The following is a 16,498-nucleotide window of genomic DNA, read 5'->3' as shown; positions in this document are numbered from 1 at the left end:
CTTGCTTTTCATCCACCCCTTTCAATGCATCTCTACAGCCAGATCGACGCTTAAGTCGTTTTCGACCCTGCCTAACGAAGTATAAATCGTCGCCATTTTCCCTCTTAAATAGCCGATTACCTCGATATTTAAATATTTTGCCAGCTGTACTGCCTGTTTAGTGGCCGCTGTCCGCGAACCAATAACAGGAAAGCCAAATTTAGCTGCCTTGGAGAGCATTTCATATGAAACCCGGCCGGTTGTGAGTAAAATTAACCTTTCGGGTTGTAAACAATTTCGAAGCGCATGACCAATAATCTTGTCGACGGCATTGTGGCGGCCGATATCTTCACGAATCGTGATTCCGCCCTGCTCATCAACAATACAGGCACCATGCATCCCGCCTGTTTCGAGATAAAGTTCTGAGTTTTGCGCGAATTGACTGCGCTTTTTTAACAGATAACTCAATGGATAGGCCTTGTTTGATGTCACTTTGGCAAAGCTCTTCACATCTGTCATCGAGAAGAAGGTGACACCCCTGCCGCAGCCTGCGGTGTAATGCTTCTTTTTTGAAAAAACGTGGGTCTCATCAAAGTCGGCGCGGAGTGATACGTTGATGGTTCCCAGGCTTTCGTTGATGTGGACCGATTCAATATCGCTTGCCTCCTGAATAAAGCCTTCAGAAAACAAATATCCATATGTCCAATCATCAAGGTCGGAATTTGTCAGTTGAAAAACGGCCATTTCATATCCGTTAATGATTAACGAAATCGGATATTCATCCGGACAACCTTTGCGGTTCATGGTTTTTCCTCCACTCCAGGTATTTTCCTTATCTTTTCATTGTAGAAATAGGATCAATTCCACTCAGCGACATTTGTCACATTGTCGAAATTTGTAACCTTTTAAAAAGGGACTTTCCCTGCAAAAAGCAAGGCGTATCCTTCTCATTCTAATTTGTGTCAGATTTCCAACAATTGCAGGTATGGAAAACGGAATAATTGTAAGCGGTTCCTATATAGTCCGCCACATACCCCCATCCTACGCCGCCACTTTCCTTTTGAAAGTAATATTTATCACGCTAAATGCTTGGAAATAGTAAAAACCGAGGAATTGTCATTTTTCTGTCAACTATTGGCCTTCATTCGCAATTTCCGTTAAAAATGTTTTATAATAATAGATAGGTTTTTAGAAGGAGGACTACATGATGACAATCAAAAAAGTAATGACGATTGCCGGCTCGGATACAAGCGGCGGCGCTGGGATTCAAGCGGATTTGAAGACGTTCCAGGAGCTTGGTGTCTATGGGATGACGGCACTAACAACCATCGTCACGATGGATCCAAAAGATTGGCACCACAGTGTGTTCCCAATTGCCATCGAGACACTGAAAACCCAAATTGATACGATTCTTTCCGTCGGCATCGACGCAATGAAAACAGGGATGCTCGGAACGGTTGAAATTATTGAATTAGCGGCAAAGGTGATCGATGAAAACAAGCTTGACCGTGTTGTGATTGACCCGGTTATGGTTTGCAAGGGGGAAGATGAGGCCTTACACCCGGAAACAACCGATGCGATGCGCGAGCTTCTGTTGCCGCGTGCTTTAGTCGTTACGCCTAACCTTTTCGAAGCGGGGCAGCTGGCAGGAACGAAAACACCTCATTCAGTGGACGAAATGAAGGAAGCAGCGGTAAAAATCCACGAACAAGGAGCAAAGTTCGTGTTAATTAAAGGCGGCAGCAAGCTTCATTCTGAAGAAAAAGCCGTCGACCTTCTATATGATGGCCAGGAATTCAAGCTGTATGAGTCAGAGAAATTTGAAACGACCTACACCCATGGTGCCGGCTGTACCTATTCCTCGGCGATTACCGCTGAGCTTGCCAAAGGGAAATCGGTTTATGAAGCAGTCGAAGTAGCGAAGGCATTTATTACCGCGGCCATCCAGCAAGGTTTCCGCTTAAATGAATTTGTCGGGCCAACCTGGCATGGTGCTTACCGCAGCGGCAAAAGTATTACGGAGTATTGTGACGATTGTGAGGAATAGCAAATAGCAAGAGAGCCGGTCGAGGGAGATCGGCTCTTTTTTTCCATCAATTGGTCTGATGCTTTTCCCTTCAATCAACCACACCTTTTTCAAGAATTATCGCATTAACCTTTACCCCAATTTTTACATCTGGATATTGGTCTACCCACCTTTGATAACGAAAGTTTCTTGTCCGGCTGCGAACGTGATTTCCAAAACCAATGGGGTCAATCTTTAACTTCTGAAACGAGCGAATCATCGCAGCAGCTTCCTTTTCTAACTGTTTCTCCATTTGTTTCTTTATTTGTTCAATTTCCTTTTTGTCTGTTCTCTTCCCCGTGTATTCCCTAATGATCCCTCGCAACTTTACTTGGATATGAATCTCTGGAGTGTTTTTTAAGTTAACAACACGGTATCTACTTTTTGAATTAATATTCTCGATGGCCACAAATTCCTTATCTTTCAACTTTAGTTTATAGGTCCCTAACTGAAGGTTTTCCAACAGTGCTTGAAAAATAAATTGCTGGTCTTGACGGAGATTTTTCACATAATGATCATCCTTAAATAAGGCAATCCCCTTTAGATTAACTTCCTTCCCTTTTTGCTCGATTAATGGTAAAAATGGATCCCTTAAATGGGAATTGTAATCGTTTAGAAATTGGTGGAGGTTGGTCGTTGGCACTATTCCTTCCTTCATGTTTTGTTCGATCAGCATCGATAAATAAACACCCGTATCCCGATCACCATACCTCTTATTTAAAAGTTCATGCGTTTCCCCTTCCGCCACCGCAACAAACAACCGCTCACTGATTGAAGGGTCCCTTTGCAAAGAGTCAACCAATTCGCCAATCCCATGTTTTGCCACTTCTTTGCTATATAAGGCCACTTCCAATTTGCCGTTTACCACTTGACGGGATGATTGCCGATTGATTTTAGTAAGTGTCTTTTTACTTATTTCATTACTAGCAGTATAGGTTTCATTCCCAACATTCTTGTCAGGTTTATAATTAGGCATGACCGCCGTGGCTTTTATCTTATCCTTGTCGATATAGTCATATCCTACAGCCGATGCCATGTTAATATCATCTAAAATCTGCCTTTGTACACGTCCAAACATATAAGCGAAAAAAATGATGATGGTCACGACAGCTATTTTTATCTTTTTCTTCATCCTTTTTCCCTCATTTTAAAACGAATATGACAACAGATAAATAGGAAAGGTATATAGCCTAACAATAGATAAAAGCCAATTTCCGCCACAAAGGTATTATATTGTTGAATCGTTTCTCTATCGATTAATAAGCAGCAAACAATAAAACTAAGAAGTAAAAGGAAAACGAGGACGCTCCGTTGTTTTAGCTTAAATATTTCCTTTATGCCGCGGCTTGCCGACCAAAACATCAAGCAAATGATGGGTAACATGACTACAGCCCAGGATGTAACTCCAATTATTTCGAAGCGCTCCACAAAAGGTAATTCAATAATCTTCCACATCATTAACGTCGGCCAGATTACTTTTTGTAAATACGCCTGATCAAAGAACGCTAATGTGACAATCATAATCAGCAGATATAGGAGGGTGGTTACAAGATTTCCAAAATGGGCCCACTTTTGCGAACTCTCTGGCTGTTTAATAAACGGATAATAGAACAATAAGTATTCAAAGCCGGAAAAAGAGAGTATCGACCCCTTTATTGATTGAGCCATTTCTAAAATGGAATGATCGAAGACTGGCAGCAGATTACGAAAAGTTGAAAATTCAATTGGTACAACATAAGTAAAAATCAAATAGGAGGGTAACACAACGGCCAAAAAGCAAACACCGGTCACGATGCGAAATCCACTTGAAACGACATAGTAGACACTGAGTAACAAGACTAACGCAAAGGGCCATGTTTTTAGTAAAGGAAACATCCATACTTGAACAATTTCTATATACGACCGCAATACTGTTGTACTCTCTGCTAGAACATAAAGAATGAAAAGCAGGCTTAACAAATTACCGATCCATTTTCCGAATGTTTGCTGGTGAATCGTTATTAAATCGCCTTTGGTCTTATTGAGCATCGAGTACATCATCCAAATGATAATATGAACAAGAATTCCGGTTATTAATATCGAAATCCAGGCATCATGACCGGCAACCTTGGCGATATCCCGTTGAAAGCTTAAAACCCCCACACCATATTGCATACCATGGATGAGGAATAAAACAAGGAATGGTGAGACAAGAAACTGGTCTTTAATCACCGACTTCATAGATACCCTCCTTTACATTTGACTGCTACTCATCAATATCATGCACCTCACTAGCTTTCTTTTTTGAGAAGCGTATTTGATCTTTTGTTTGCAAATATCCAGGTCTTTTTGATTGAAAGGAGAAGGGAAAGCGAATAAATGAATCTTTAAAATCCTTGAGTCTTGGCGGATAGATTGGTTCTAGGTATGGTCTGCCCAAGGACGTTAAATTCAGTAAATGGATGATTAAAAAGATAAATGCGACCGCAATCCCTAACAGTCCCCACAAATCCGCAAGCAAGAGAAACGGAAACCGCAGTAAGCGAATCGTATTACCCATCCGGTACACCGGGGTAGTAAAGGATGCTAACGCGGCGAGTGCGATAATAATCAGGAGCACATTGCTCGTTAACCCTGCATCAACGGCCGCTGTTCCAATCACGATACCACCTACGATACCGATCGTTTGCCCAACTTTTGACGGCAGTCTTGCCCCAGCTTCCCGGAGCAGTTCAATCGTTAACTCGAGAATGATGGCTTCAAGGATAGGCGGTAAAGGAATATTCCTTCGTGAAGATACTAATGTCACCATTAAATCCTTCGGTATTAATTGATAATGATAGGTTAAAACGGCCACATATATCGGGGTAACCAAAATAGAAAAAGACACGGCAAATATCCGAATGAGCCTTAACGCTGTAGCCGTCTGCCAATTGACATAATAATCTTCAAACGCATTAAATAATTCCATTGCCGAAATCGGTCCAATCAAGGCATGGGAGGAGCCCTCGGCGAGAATCACGACACTGCCTTCTGCCAAAACACCTGCGACCCGGTCAGGCCGCTCGGTATCAATTAATTGTGGAAAGAGAGAATGCCCATTATCGGCAATCAGCTGCGCAATAATCGAACTGTCGAGAATTTGATTGAATTGCAAATCGGAAAGACGCTGACAAACGGTGTTGACGTTTTCTTCATTCGTGATTCCATCGATGTATAACACGGCCACTTTTGTTTTTGAAAGTGTTCCAATTGTAAACTCTTTTACTTTTAATTCTGAGATTGGCAATCGCTTGCGAACGAGATTTAAATTCGTCGTTATCGACTCCACAAAGGCTTCTTTCGGGCCGACAACGCTATACTCCTCTTCCGGAATGGTAACCTCACGGGCCTTTTTCATTTCCGCGCGGACAAGGAGGCATGTTGCATCCTTTACATCGAGTTGAATCAGGACAGACCCTTGCAAGATGTCATCTTGAATTTTTTGTAAATCGCTGGTAATTAAGACATCCTCAAACGGAAGAGCTGCCTTTACCCCATCTAATGAAGTGAAGGCTGTTTTATTTAAAAAGGGAAGAATATCGCGATGCAAAATTTCGACATCAATTAAGGTGCCAAAATAGGAAACCCAATAGGGCTGCGGCGACTGTGGGTGATGGAAATGAACAAAATCGCCCGATTGTTTGTACATATTGATTAAGGCAACAAGGTTGTTTTCTTGTTGTTCAGGAGGTTGTTTTCGAAACCACATTTTCACGGACCCTTATCCCTTCTGGCTTATCTAAAAACTATGTGCCTAGGATTAAGGATTTCCAAGTTAATTTTTCTTATTAGAGTTAATTGTTTCCAACTGTTATTTTTTTCTAAGCAATCATTTCGCATTTTGTAACCGATTTTAGTATGATAGTTACATTATTAAATAATATTGATTCTGAAGGGAAAGGAGGCCGTGTTTTGGAATATATTGATATTAAATTCGTACAAGACGCCATCAATGGCTTTGCAAATAAAGATGTCTACATTCACCTGGAAACGACCAACGGTGCCTATGCCTCACACCACGATCAGTCTTTCTTTTCCGCTGGCGCGTATATCCGTAATGCGCTTGTCCGTTACGAATTAGGGAAAATCACCGGAACGGGCCCTTACCGTGTCGGCCTAAAAATAAACCTCGGCTGGATTTACGCTGAGGGCATAACCCACTATGAAATCGATGAAGAGAATCACCTATTATTAGCCGGCCACGATAGTAAAGGAAAACTTGCCGTAGCGTTGGAGATAAGTTCCACGCCATTTGCTTAACCAGAAAGGAGAATAAATTATGGAGAAAGAGCGCCATGTTTTGGTCGTTTTCCCTCACCCTGATGATGAGGCTTTTGGTGTATCTGGGACGATTGCGACCCATGTACAGAATGGAACGCCTGTTACCTATGCCTGTTTAACCTTAGGGGAAATGGGGCGCAACATGGGAAATCCGCCGTTTACCAACCGGGAAAACCTGCCGAAAATCAGAAGACAAGAGTTACAGGAGGCAGCCCGAGTTTTGGGCATCCAGGACCTAAGGATGCTCGGATTCCGTGATAAAACGATTGAATTTGAAGATGAGGAAGAACTTGCGAACACGATGCTGGCATTAATTGAGGATGTCAATCCTTCACTCATCATTACCTTTTATCCTGGCTATTCGGTCCATCCTGACCATGACGCCACCGGTGCGGCCGTCGTTCGAGCGGTTGAAAAGCTGCCCGCTGCGGTAAGGCCAACCTTACACTGCGTCGCCTTCTCGAATAATTGCGTCGAAGAGCTTGGGGAAGCAGATATTATCAATAATATTACCCCTGTCGCTGACAAAAAGCTGGGCGCCATTCGCGCACACCGTTCGCAAACCGAGCAGATGTTTACTGATATGGAAGAAAAGTTAAAAAATCAAGACCCTCAAGTCATGGTCTGGATTAATAATGAACGGTTTTGGACGTATACGTTTTAATTAAAAGCAAAACTCGCCATTGGCGAGTTTTCTTTGCATTGTACAACTTATTTCACGGTTGACATTAACTCCTCATTCTTTACCTCCAAAAGATATTTTTTAAATACGTTATCTCTACCGCCATTTTTTTCATACCATTTTTCTATCCGATTGCGGTGCTCTTTATCACTTCTAACATTGGCTTCAATCTCATTATATTTCTCATAACTGTCATACTCCCAAATGGCGAATACTTCAGTGGTATTTTCATCATTAGGTATCATCCATCTTCCTATTAATCGTGAACCATACTTCATTTGATTAGGTAAATTTGTTTCATTAAAATGTTTATTAAAAATTTCAATAAATTCATTTTTTACAATGTAAAACTTCCTTCTATAAAACATATCTCTCGCTTCCCCTTTATTTTAGTTATTATTTGCTACAAGAATTTCAACACCTTGGGTTTTTACCATATTAATATCTTCTGCCTTTGTTTCATGATCAGTAATGATTATATTTAATCGATTGACTGGATAAAAACTTGAGAACATATCGTCTCCAAATTTGAAATGCTCTATTAAAGCAATAATCTTTCTTGAATTGTTAAATACTGTTTTATGAAAAATTGAAACTTCTGGTGTAGCAGTACTTAATCCTTTTGATGATAGTGCCCCAGCAGTTCCAAAACATAAATCAAAAGTAAATTGCTGAGCGAATTCATTCGCTAAAGCATCTGTCATATTCCCTGAACCCTTTACAAATCCCCCAATTACATATAATTGAATATTTCCTAAATCCCTTAGTTGGTAAGCAATTTCAACAGAATTTGTAACGACGGTATACGAAATTTCTTTCGGTAGATATTTCAATATTGCAAAGTGAATAGCAGCTCCCCCAATAAAAATGGTTTGATTTTCTTTTATAAACGTGACGGCTAACTTCGCAATAGCATTTTGATAAACACTTCCTTCGCCATAGCGTATTGAACGAGGTTGAGCCATATTTCTAACGTTGTTAATAGGAATAGCTCCTCCGTGAGTTCTCTTTAAAAGACCTTGTTCTTCCATAATAGATAAATCCCGTCTAATCGAATCAATTGACTTTTCAAATTTACTTGCTAAATCCTTTGCCCACACACGACCGTTTTCCTCCAACAACTTTACTATTTCTTGCCTTCTTTCGTCTGAAAACAAGTTCATCACCTCAAAATTTGATTTATGGTAAAATTTCCTATATTATTGCACGTTTATTCTGTTATAGTCAATTATTATATTCATTTTTATTCCGTTTTTTTTATGTTTATTAATGTTTTGAGCTGTAAAAAATCCAATCAAAATAAAAAGGACCACTAGGGGTCCTTTTGTCAAATTTCATTAAAACTAAGTTTACTTTTCCAAATAATGTCTAAATAGCCATAACCCTTTAAAAAGTAGCCATAACATCGAAAAAAATAGCCATAACCCTTTGAAAAATAGCCAAAGCAGGCTAAAAAATAGCCAAAACTCAAAAAAGCGCCTTTAAGAAGAACCCACCACCATTAATATTCCCGATTCAGCAGTGTACACAGCCCACACCAATCCAAAATGACAATTTTCCGCGATTTTAAATCAATAATCGATTCCTTCTTCAATTTTGAAAACACACGGCTGACACTTTCCCGCGTTGTGCCGACAACCGTCGCAAATTCCTGAACCGTCAACGGAATTTCGATATTCCAGCGGTTCTGACCGGTGTTAAACTTGTTCCCCAGCCGCTCCAGTGTCTTGACCGTTTTCGCATAGACATCGAGCAGGGCCACATCCCGCAGCTGCGAGGTCATTTCCCTTAAGGCATCACTCATATAGCTGATCATTTGCATCGCAAGTTCGGGGTTAGCGTATAAATCCTGCTCTAATTCCAACTTGTCTAAAAAAATAATCTTGCCTTCCTGAAGCATCGTTGCTGTCGCTGGATAACGCTCCGTCTTTTGGGTAAACAAGCAGGCCTCGGCAAAGGCATCCCCCTTTTGCTTGACGCAGACGATGATTTCATTGCCGTTTTCATCTTCCTTCGTCAGCTTAACGGCCCCCGAATGAACGAAATAAACCCCTCTTGCCACTTCATCCTCAGAAATAATCTGATCGCCTTTTTTTAATTCAAACGTTTGAATTCGCTTTTCAATCACCTGGAGCGACTTATGCGATAAATGCTTGAAAATGCTAATTTTCCGAAGTAAATTTTCATGTTTTACCTCTTGATAGACCAAAAGATGCGGATTCTCCATACAATCAGAACGATTCACTTTATCCACCGCCTTTAAATTTTTCCCAGCTATAATTACCATTCATTGTAACCAACTTTTTTCCATCATGTAGTGACGAGATTCACAAAACGTTCACCTTTTTCAAAAAACACTTCCAAGAAAGCGCCGCCAGTTTATCCACACACAAACCAAAGAAAGCGCCACCACCTTTTCAACCCAATTTCACAAAACGTTCATTTTTTCAAAACCGCGGTTTCCCTAGTCCTAACAGTCCCCTTCACAAAACGTTCAAAAACCACCATAAAGATGTGCGGAGCATCACAATTTTACCGATGACCAGCGGGTAGGATGAAGTTGTTCATTTTTATATAAAAAAGAGGGGGACTTTCATTGCAAAAAGCAATTATTAGCTTTGTTATCTTTGCATTACTCGGTTTCGGCCTTGGTTACCTCGTATTTGGTGTCATCATGGGGGACTCTTCGAAACAGCCGCAGGTGGCGCAAACAGAAACAAACGACGAAGCGACAACGAAGGAAGAAAATACAGCAGCCACTTCTTCCGCAACTGAAGACAATATCCTTAATCAGAAGGGATGCCTTGGCTGCCATAGTGTTGACGCTCTCAACATAAAAGGCGGGGCAGTCGGACCGGACCTTTCACAAGCGTTTGTTAACGTTGAAGGCAAGCATGGCAAACCGATTGAGGAATTCTTAAAAGAGCCAACTTCAGCCGTAATGTCAGGTGTGATTAGTAAAAGTCCATTAACAGATGACGAGCGCAAGCAGGTTTTAGACCTATTGAAGCAAGCATCTGAAGCCAAATAGAAAGGAGTGTGTAAGTAAATGAAAAAATGGATACCAATTGCCTCCGGTTTGCTTGCCGGCTTTATTGCCGCAACTATTAACTTTGCTGACTTTTCCGCAAAGACAAACACGGAAGCTGCTTTAAGCAACAAGACCGATGCCGAAAAAGTGTATGTACCATTCGGTCAAAAAGATGATTATTACTTATTCGCATCCGGCGGCCACTCAGGTCAAATGTTTATCTACGGTGTGCCATCGATGCGTAAAATCAGAACAATTCCGGTCTTCTCGCAGGATTCCGCAACAGGCTATGGTTTTGATGAGCATTCGAAAAAATTAATGGGCGGCTATACGTGGGGGGACCTTCACCATCCAGCCTTCTCGGAAACAAAGGGCGACTATGATGGGAAGTGGATGTTTGCGACCGATGTCGGCAACAGCCGTGCCGCCGTCGTTGATTTGGAAACCTTCACGACAAAAGATATCATCAATGTTCCAAACACAGCCGGTCCGCACTGTGCCGCATTCGTAACGGAAAATACCGAGTACATGTTCCTGCCGACTCGTTTCGCTGTACCGGTCGGCCAAAAATATGAATCACTTGATAACTACAGCCAAAACTACCGCGGGGTTATGTCAGCGGTAACCTTTGACGAAAAGAATGTTAAGTTAAACATTGCTTACCAGGTTGCCCTTCCGCCTTGGTCCTATGATCTTTCTGATGCCGGTAAAAAAGGCTCCGCCGATTGGGCCGTCATGACTACCTATAATACAGAAGAAGCAACAACGACAATGGAAGTAAATGCGTCCCAGGCAGACCGCGACTATATCGTGCTGTTTAACTGGAAAGAGCTTGAGAAAATGGTCAAAGACGGCAAGTACGAAGACGTCGATGGTCAAAAGATGATTTACCCTGAAAAGCAAAAGGGCGGCATTTATTTAGTGCCGGTAGCTAAATCACCACACGGTGTCGACGTCACACCTGACGGTAAATACTTTATCGCTTCTGGAAAACTAGCACCTTCGATGACGGTATTCTCGTTCGAAAAGTCGTTTAAAGCGGTGGAAAACAAAGACTTTGCCGGTGAACGTAACGGAATTCCAATTATTAATTACAAATCGGTCATGGAAAGAGAAGTAAACCCAGAAAATGCCCTTGGACCGCTTCATACTCAATTTGATGACAAAGGCATGGCCTATACAACAATGTTCATTTCTTCTGAAATCGTGAAATGGGATCCGAAAACGGGGAAAACATTAGACCGTGTACCGGTTCAATATTCGCCGGGTCACTCTGTTTCTGCAGAAGGGGATACGGTTTCACCTGATGGAAAATGGCTCATTGCTTTGAACAAAATTGCTAAGGACAGCTACTTGTCAGTCGGCCCGTCACACCCTGAGTCGATGCAGTTAATTGACATCAGCGGCAAGATGAAGGTGATTCAATCGGCACCGGTTGACCCAGAGCCGCACTATGCCCAGATGATTAAGGCCGATAAGATTAAAACAATCAATGTTTATCCGAAGGACGAAAAGAATAAAGATGCCGTTTATAAGCAAAATGATACAAAAATTGTTCGTAAAGGCAATGAAGTCCACGTATATGGCATCGCGATGCGCTCAAGATTCATTTTTGACGCGAAAGCAAAACGCCCGGACGTAATTGAGGTTAACGAAGGAGATCACGTCTTCATCCATTTAACCAATATTGACTTTGATGAAGATATTACCCACGGTTTTGCGATTAACAGCTATGACCTGAATATAGAAGTTCAACCTGGCCAAACAAATACGATCGAGTTTACAGCCGATAAAGCGGGGACCTTCCCACTCTATTGTACAAACTTCTGTTCAGCACTGCACCAGGAAATGAACGGCTACTTCTTAGTAAAACCGAAGAATTAATTTGTCTCGAGTGGGTATCAATTGAAAAAATTGATACCCCACTCTTTGTAATTTAGTTAGCACTATAAAAGGAGTGGTTAACTTGAATGATAGCAGCAGAAAAAACAGTAAATTATCGATTACGTCTTCCTTGCTAATTGGACTATCAGCAATTTTAATCGTCGTTTCCTTATTTTTTCCGTGGTGGAAGATGGTCTTTTATGCACCGCAATACCCAGAAGGCTTAAATATTATCGTCTATCCGAACAAGCTCGAAGGAGAAATTGATATTATTAACGGGCTGAACCACTATATCGGGATGTCGAATTTCGGTGCAGAAAATTTCCCTGAATTATCCTACCTTGCCTATCTTGTTGGCGGATTAGCCGTCATTACTCTAGTAACGGCGATTCTTCGCAATAGGAAAGTGCTTTACGGGCTGATTGGCATCATCGCGATTGGCTGTCTGGCAGGCATTTTGGACCTCCATTTTGCTTTACAAAAATACGGAACCAATTTAAGTCCAAAGGCGCCGATAAAAATTGACCCTTTTGTTCCGCCGATTATCGGTCAAAATACAGTGGCAAACTTTGTAACCCACAGTTTACTAGGAACAGGCATCTATTTTGTCATTGCGGCCTTTATTCTATTACTGATTCCGCTATGGAAGGATCGAAAAAAATGAAAAAAATGACGCTCTTATCTTTCGTTTTTTCTCTTTTTTTACTAGTGATTCCTGAGAAAAATATGGCAGCCGAAAACTTGCAAGCAATCATCGACTCCATGAAAGAGGGGGCGGTATTGAAACTTGAAAATAAAACCTATGAAGGCAATATCGTCATCAATAAACCCCTGACGATGATTGGCAGATCTAAAACCGTAATCAAAGGAGACGGAACCGGGAACGTGATTTCGGTTAAGGCACCCCATGTAAAGTTGAGCCAGTTAACGGTGTCAGGCGGAAGCATGGACCGCAACTCCAGCGAGGAATACGCAGCCATCAAAATCTACACAGATCATAATGTGGTTGAACACGTCACCATCCGCCATTCCTTTCACGGTGTTTATTTAAGTAAGGCCCACGATAATACCATCCGCTATGCCGATATTAAAGGGATGGGAAAAGGGGAAATCGCCGCCCAGGGCAATGGCATTCATGTTTTTTACGCAAATGATAATCTCTTAGAACACAACACCGTCGACGGCACCCGGGACGGCATGTTCTTTGATTATGCCTATCGAAACAAAAGCTATGACAACAACATCACCAATACAAGATACGGTCTGCATTACATGTACTCAGACGAAAATATTTTTAAACGAAATGTGTTTACAATGAATACTGGCGGCGCTGCTGTCATGAACTCGAATCACCTGAAACTAGAAGACAACCAATTCATCATTAACTATGGAAACCAATCGTTTGGCTTATTACTGTTACAAGCCAATGATAACGATATAAAAAATAACACCTTTTACATGAACCAGCGGGGCTTGTATATTGACCAGGCGACGAGAAACACGTTTAAGAGTAACCGGATCATTCAAAACCAGATTGGCATTGAACTGTGGGCCAGTTCTAACGAGCAAACGTTCACGCTGAACCGGATTTCCGAAAATACCATCCCTGCCGTTACCCTTGGCGGCAATAGCGAAAACAATGCTTGGAGCAAGGATGGCAAAGGCAACGACTGGGGCGCCGCCTTTCCACTCACCGATTTAAATCAAGACGGGATCGGCGACTTTCCGGTCATCTATCATTCTTCCCTCCATCAGCTGATTGAGGACCAAGAACTGACCAATCTATTTTTAAAAAGCCCGGCGATTTCAATTTATGAAAAAATCAATGCGACATTGAAGGACGACGAAGTTATGTTTCAAGATTCACACCCATTAACGGCCGCAAAAGCTCAGCATTCTTGGATTCTATATCTTGTCATCGCGGGGGTTGCCGTGTTGATTTTACGAAAGGGGAGACATCGACTATGCATTATATTTGGAAGGAATGGAAGGAAAATATAAGAGGGAAAGGGCTCTGGCTTTCAATAAGCATTATTGTGCTCATATCTGTCAGTATTTTGTTCCGTCCCACAGCTCTTTCCTTTGATAAAGGCTTTTATGTTTTGTTAATCAATCTGTTTGATACGCTCATCTACTTTATTCCGATTCTCTGCCTGTTTATCGGGGCGTTTTCGATTTTTCAAGAAAAGGAACAAAAGACGCTGATCATGCTGTTAACGAAGAAGGATAATTATCCAAGCTTTTTAGTAAAAAAAAGCCTCGGACTCTATACGGTTGTGCTTGTCCCGCTTATCGTCTGGTTTTCCGTCTATTTACTGCTATTGAAGTTTACCTTGCAACTCGATATCAAAAGCTATTTGGTGTTTGTGGCAGCGATTGTCCTGATGACGCTTCTCTTCTTGCAGATGGGCGCAGCGATCGGCAGCTTCAGCCGTTCACGGATGCAAATCATCGGCTATACGATATTTGTTTGGTTTTACTTTTTCTTCCTGCACGATTTTATTCTGCTATCGTTTTTACCTGATGTTACCTATGAAAATGTAAAATTCTTTTCCGTAATTTACTTTTTAAATCCGCTTCAGTCCGTAAGAATGTACCTGGAAACCGGGATGGGTGTGTATTCGTTCGGCCACATGTCGAGGCTAATGCAAGCCTTTATGTGGACGAAGCCGGTCTTCTTTTTGCTCGGAAATTTACTTGTCTGGCTCGTGGTTTCTGTTGGTACCGCAATTGTCTTCAACCGTAAGGAGGGCTATGAATGATTAAGGTGGAGCATTTAAACCAATCGTTTGGAAAAAAAACAGTGTTAGACAACGTTACGATTGAAATTCATAAAAATGAAATCTGTGCCCTGGTTGGCCGAAACGGTGCCGGGAAATCAACATTTATTAATAGTCTGCTAGGCTTGCTGCCTGTTAAACAAGGGGCTATTTCAATAAACGGGATGGAAGTCACGAAGAAAAATGCTGCTTGGAAAAGAACAATCGCCTACTTGCCGGAAAAATTTATGCTTTATCCGATGCTGACCGGGCTCGAGAATATGACCTTTTTTGCCGAAGCTGTTGAAAAGGCTGCCGACCTGGAACGAATTGAGCGCGCACTTCGATCGGTCAGTTTGTGGGACGACCGCAATGTCCAAGTGAAGTCCTATTCAAAGGGGATGCTCCAGCGCCTCGGCTTGGCGATTACGCTTTATCAGGAATCCAGCATCTTGATTTTGGATGAGCCGACAAGCGGCATTGACCCGATGGGAAGAAAGGAAATCCTCGAGGTACTGAAATCGCTTCATGATAAAACGATTCTGCTGTCGTCGCATCATCTCGATGAAATCCGCCAGGTTTGTACCCATGTGGCCTATCTAAATGAAGGAAAAATGGAGAAATTTACGGTAGAGGAATTTTTGGCGACACACCATTTAGGAGGAATTGAATCATGAAGAGACAGACGTTGTTTGCGACTTTGTTGCTAATGCTGATGGCGATGCTGACTGGCTGCAGTTCGGAACCTGATTATACAATCAAAGTAACCAAAGAGCTTTATTACCAAAAGGATCTGGCCGGGCCGTTTGAAGTGAAAGTAACCGAAGGGAAACAGGCGGTTAACGGACTCGATGTCTCTGCTGAATTTTCGATGGCCAATATGGATCATGGCACAACGGATGTCAAGTTAGCGGAGGGCAAAGATGGTACTTATTCCGGCAATGTGGCGCTGCCTATGAGCGGGAAGTATGAGGTCGCTTTTACGATGGAAAAGGCCGGGAAGAAATCTGAAAAGGTCATTAACCTCAACGTTGTCAAGGCTAAAGGGGTTGCCACGATAAACGGCAAATGGATTACGCAGGACGATTTAGCGTTTTATCAATTGATTAATCAGCTGCAGCTGGCAATTAACCGGGAAAGGGCGCAGCAAAAATATACCGGGAAACAGTTGGAGGAAGAGCTTGCCTATTTAGACTCACAGGAGAAAATGAGCGATGATAAAAATCAATTATTAACGCAGATTGTCCGTCTGCGCTCAATGGCGCTACTTGCCGATGAAAAGGGGCACAAGGCGGCGGATACTGAGGTTGACGCGGCAGTAAGCAAGGCGCGCGAGCAATATAATGGATTCCCATCTGCGAAAAAGTTGATTCGTGACTACGGCGAGGACAAGTTTTGGGCAACGGAAAAGCAGCAATATCAGATGATTGTTTTATCCCGGAAGGTTCAAGAGGATATCATTGCGCAAGTGAAAAAGGAAAATCCGAAGGCCGGCGAGCAAGATGTCCTCTACCAAGCCCAGCAAAAATACGAAGAACTCCTCGTCTCCCAAGTAAACTCCTTAAAGGTCGAAATTCTTTAGGGAGTTTCGGCGTTTTTGGGGATTAAAGGACTCTCATGTCGCCTTATGAAGGACTAATCTTCTTGGTTTTTGACACGAAATGTCCTTCATCGACCTTATGAAGGACAAATCTTCTTAGTTTTGACCGCGAAATGTCCTTCATCGACCTTATGAAGGACTAATCTTCTTGGTTTTGACCGCGAAATGTCCTTCATCGACCTTATGAAGGACTAAT

General features: G+C 42.0%; 17 protein-coding genes. 10 read left to right on the top strand and 7 right to left on the bottom strand.

All coding sequences use genetic code 11. The features are described from left to right. Window positions 1-21 precede the first annotated feature (21 nt). Window positions 22-783 (bottom strand): formate dehydrogenase accessory sulfurtransferase FdhD, encoded by a 762-nt coding sequence (gene fdhD, locus BANVL01_RS19190; RefSeq protein WP_066094074.1) that lies wholly within the window; start codon window positions 781-783, stop codon window positions 22-24. Between the two features lie 403 nt (window positions 784-1,186). Between fdhD and pdxK the strand changes: the two genes are divergently transcribed. After that, window positions 1,187-2,026, top strand: coding sequence for a pyridoxine/pyridoxal/pyridoxamine kinase (gene pdxK / locus BANVL01_RS19185; protein ID WP_066094077.1), 840 nt, complete (start codon window positions 1,187-1,189; stop codon window positions 2,024-2,026). Window positions 2,027-2,096: 70 nt separating this feature from the next. On the opposite strand, the gene BANVL01_RS19180 is transcribed toward pdxK, so the two are convergent. From BANVL01_RS19180 to BANVL01_RS19170, 3 genes are read right to left on the bottom strand one after another with little or no spacing between them, the layout of a single operon-like run. Further along, window positions 2,097-3,176 (bottom strand): Ger(x)C family spore germination protein, encoded by a 1,080-nt coding sequence (locus BANVL01_RS19180; protein ID WP_066094080.1) that lies wholly within the window; start codon window positions 3,174-3,176, stop codon window positions 2,097-2,099. Beyond that, window positions 3,173-4,264, bottom strand: coding sequence for a GerAB/ArcD/ProY family transporter (locus BANVL01_RS19175; protein WP_066094085.1), 1,092 nt, complete (start codon window positions 4,262-4,264; stop codon window positions 3,173-3,175). Before BANVL01_RS19175 ends, BANVL01_RS19180 begins: the two co-directional genes overlap by 4 nt. A 25-nt stretch (window positions 4,265-4,289) precedes the next feature. Then, window positions 4,290-5,774 (bottom strand): spore germination protein, encoded by a 1,485-nt coding sequence (locus tag BANVL01_RS19170; RefSeq protein ID WP_066094087.1) that lies wholly within the window; start codon window positions 5,772-5,774, stop codon window positions 4,290-4,292. A 149-nt stretch (window positions 5,775-5,923) separates the two neighbouring features. Here BANVL01_RS19170 and BANVL01_RS19165 point away from each other — a divergent pair, with 149 nt between their 5' ends. Continuing rightward, window positions 5,924-6,325, top strand: coding sequence for a YojF family protein (locus tag BANVL01_RS19165; protein WP_425311848.1), 402 nt, complete (start codon window positions 5,924-5,926; stop codon window positions 6,323-6,325). A 19-nt stretch (window positions 6,326-6,344) separates the two neighbouring features. Continuing rightward, on the top strand, window positions 6,345-7,010 hold the full coding sequence (gene bshB2 / locus BANVL01_RS19160) for a bacillithiol biosynthesis deacetylase BshB2 (protein ID WP_066094092.1): 666 nt from the start codon (window positions 6,345-6,347) through the stop codon (window positions 7,008-7,010). Between the two features lie 47 nt (window positions 7,011-7,057). On the opposite strand, the gene BANVL01_RS19155 is transcribed toward bshB2, so the two are convergent. The 3 genes from BANVL01_RS19155 to BANVL01_RS19145 form a co-directional block, all read right to left on the bottom strand. Next, on the bottom strand, window positions 7,058-7,396 hold the full coding sequence (locus tag BANVL01_RS19155) for an NIPSNAP family protein (RefSeq protein WP_066094095.1): 339 nt from the start codon (window positions 7,394-7,396) through the stop codon (window positions 7,058-7,060). Window positions 7,397-7,417: 21 nt separating this feature from the next. Next, window positions 7,418-8,185 carry a DeoR/GlpR family DNA-binding transcription regulator gene (locus BANVL01_RS19150; protein ID WP_066094100.1) on the bottom strand — a complete coding sequence of 256 codons (768 nt, stop codon included), beginning with the start codon at window positions 8,183-8,185 and terminating at the stop codon, window positions 7,418-7,420. Between the two features lie 344 nt (window positions 8,186-8,529). Then, a complete protein-coding gene (locus BANVL01_RS19145; protein ID WP_235845665.1) occupies window positions 8,530-9,315 on the bottom strand; it encodes a Crp/Fnr family transcriptional regulator in 786 nt (261 codons plus the stop codon). A gap of 309 nt (window positions 9,316-9,624) precedes the next feature. Between BANVL01_RS19145 and BANVL01_RS19140 the strand changes: the two genes are divergently transcribed. The 7 genes from BANVL01_RS19140 (at window position 9,625) to BANVL01_RS19110 (ending at window position 16,284) form a co-directional block, all read left to right on the top strand. Continuing rightward, window positions 9,625-10,059, top strand: coding sequence for a cytochrome C (locus BANVL01_RS19140; RefSeq protein ID WP_066094105.1), 435 nt, complete (start codon window positions 9,625-9,627; stop codon window positions 10,057-10,059). Window positions 10,060-10,077: 18 nt separating this feature from the next. Next, entirely contained in the window at window positions 10,078-11,943 is a 1,866-nt protein-coding gene (nosZ, locus tag BANVL01_RS19135) for a Sec-dependent nitrous-oxide reductase (RefSeq protein WP_066094108.1), read from the top strand. A gap of 82 nt (window positions 11,944-12,025) precedes the next feature. Then, window positions 12,026-12,607 (top strand): hypothetical protein, encoded by a 582-nt coding sequence (locus BANVL01_RS19130; RefSeq protein ID WP_066094111.1) that lies wholly within the window; start codon window positions 12,026-12,028, stop codon window positions 12,605-12,607. After that, window positions 12,604-13,944, top strand: coding sequence for a nitrous oxide reductase family maturation protein NosD (nosD, locus tag BANVL01_RS19125; protein ID WP_066094113.1), 1,341 nt, complete (start codon window positions 12,604-12,606; stop codon window positions 13,942-13,944). The genes BANVL01_RS19130 and nosD overlap by 4 nt, the downstream gene beginning before the upstream one ends. After that, complete coding sequence (locus BANVL01_RS19120; RefSeq protein WP_066094116.1) at window positions 13,908-14,705, top strand: ABC transporter permease; 798 nt, start codon at window positions 13,908-13,910, stop codon at window positions 14,703-14,705. Before nosD ends, BANVL01_RS19120 begins: the two co-directional genes overlap by 37 nt. Further along, window positions 14,702-15,379, top strand: a complete 678-nt coding sequence (locus BANVL01_RS19115) for an ABC transporter ATP-binding protein (protein WP_066094119.1) — start codon at window positions 14,702-14,704, stop codon at window positions 15,377-15,379. The genes BANVL01_RS19120 and BANVL01_RS19115 overlap by 4 nt, the downstream gene beginning before the upstream one ends. After that, complete coding sequence (locus BANVL01_RS19110; protein ID WP_066094122.1) at window positions 15,376-16,284, top strand: FixH family protein; 909 nt, start codon at window positions 15,376-15,378, stop codon at window positions 16,282-16,284. Before BANVL01_RS19115 ends, BANVL01_RS19110 begins: the two co-directional genes overlap by 4 nt. Window positions 16,285-16,498 lie beyond the last annotated feature (214 nt).

The sequence above is a fragment of the Neobacillus novalis NBRC 102450 genome (assembly GCF_001591805.1).
Lineage (GTDB): Bacteria > Bacillota > Bacilli > Bacillales > Cytobacillaceae > Neobacillus > Neobacillus novalis.
This window is presented reverse-complemented; position numbering and strand designations above follow the sequence as displayed.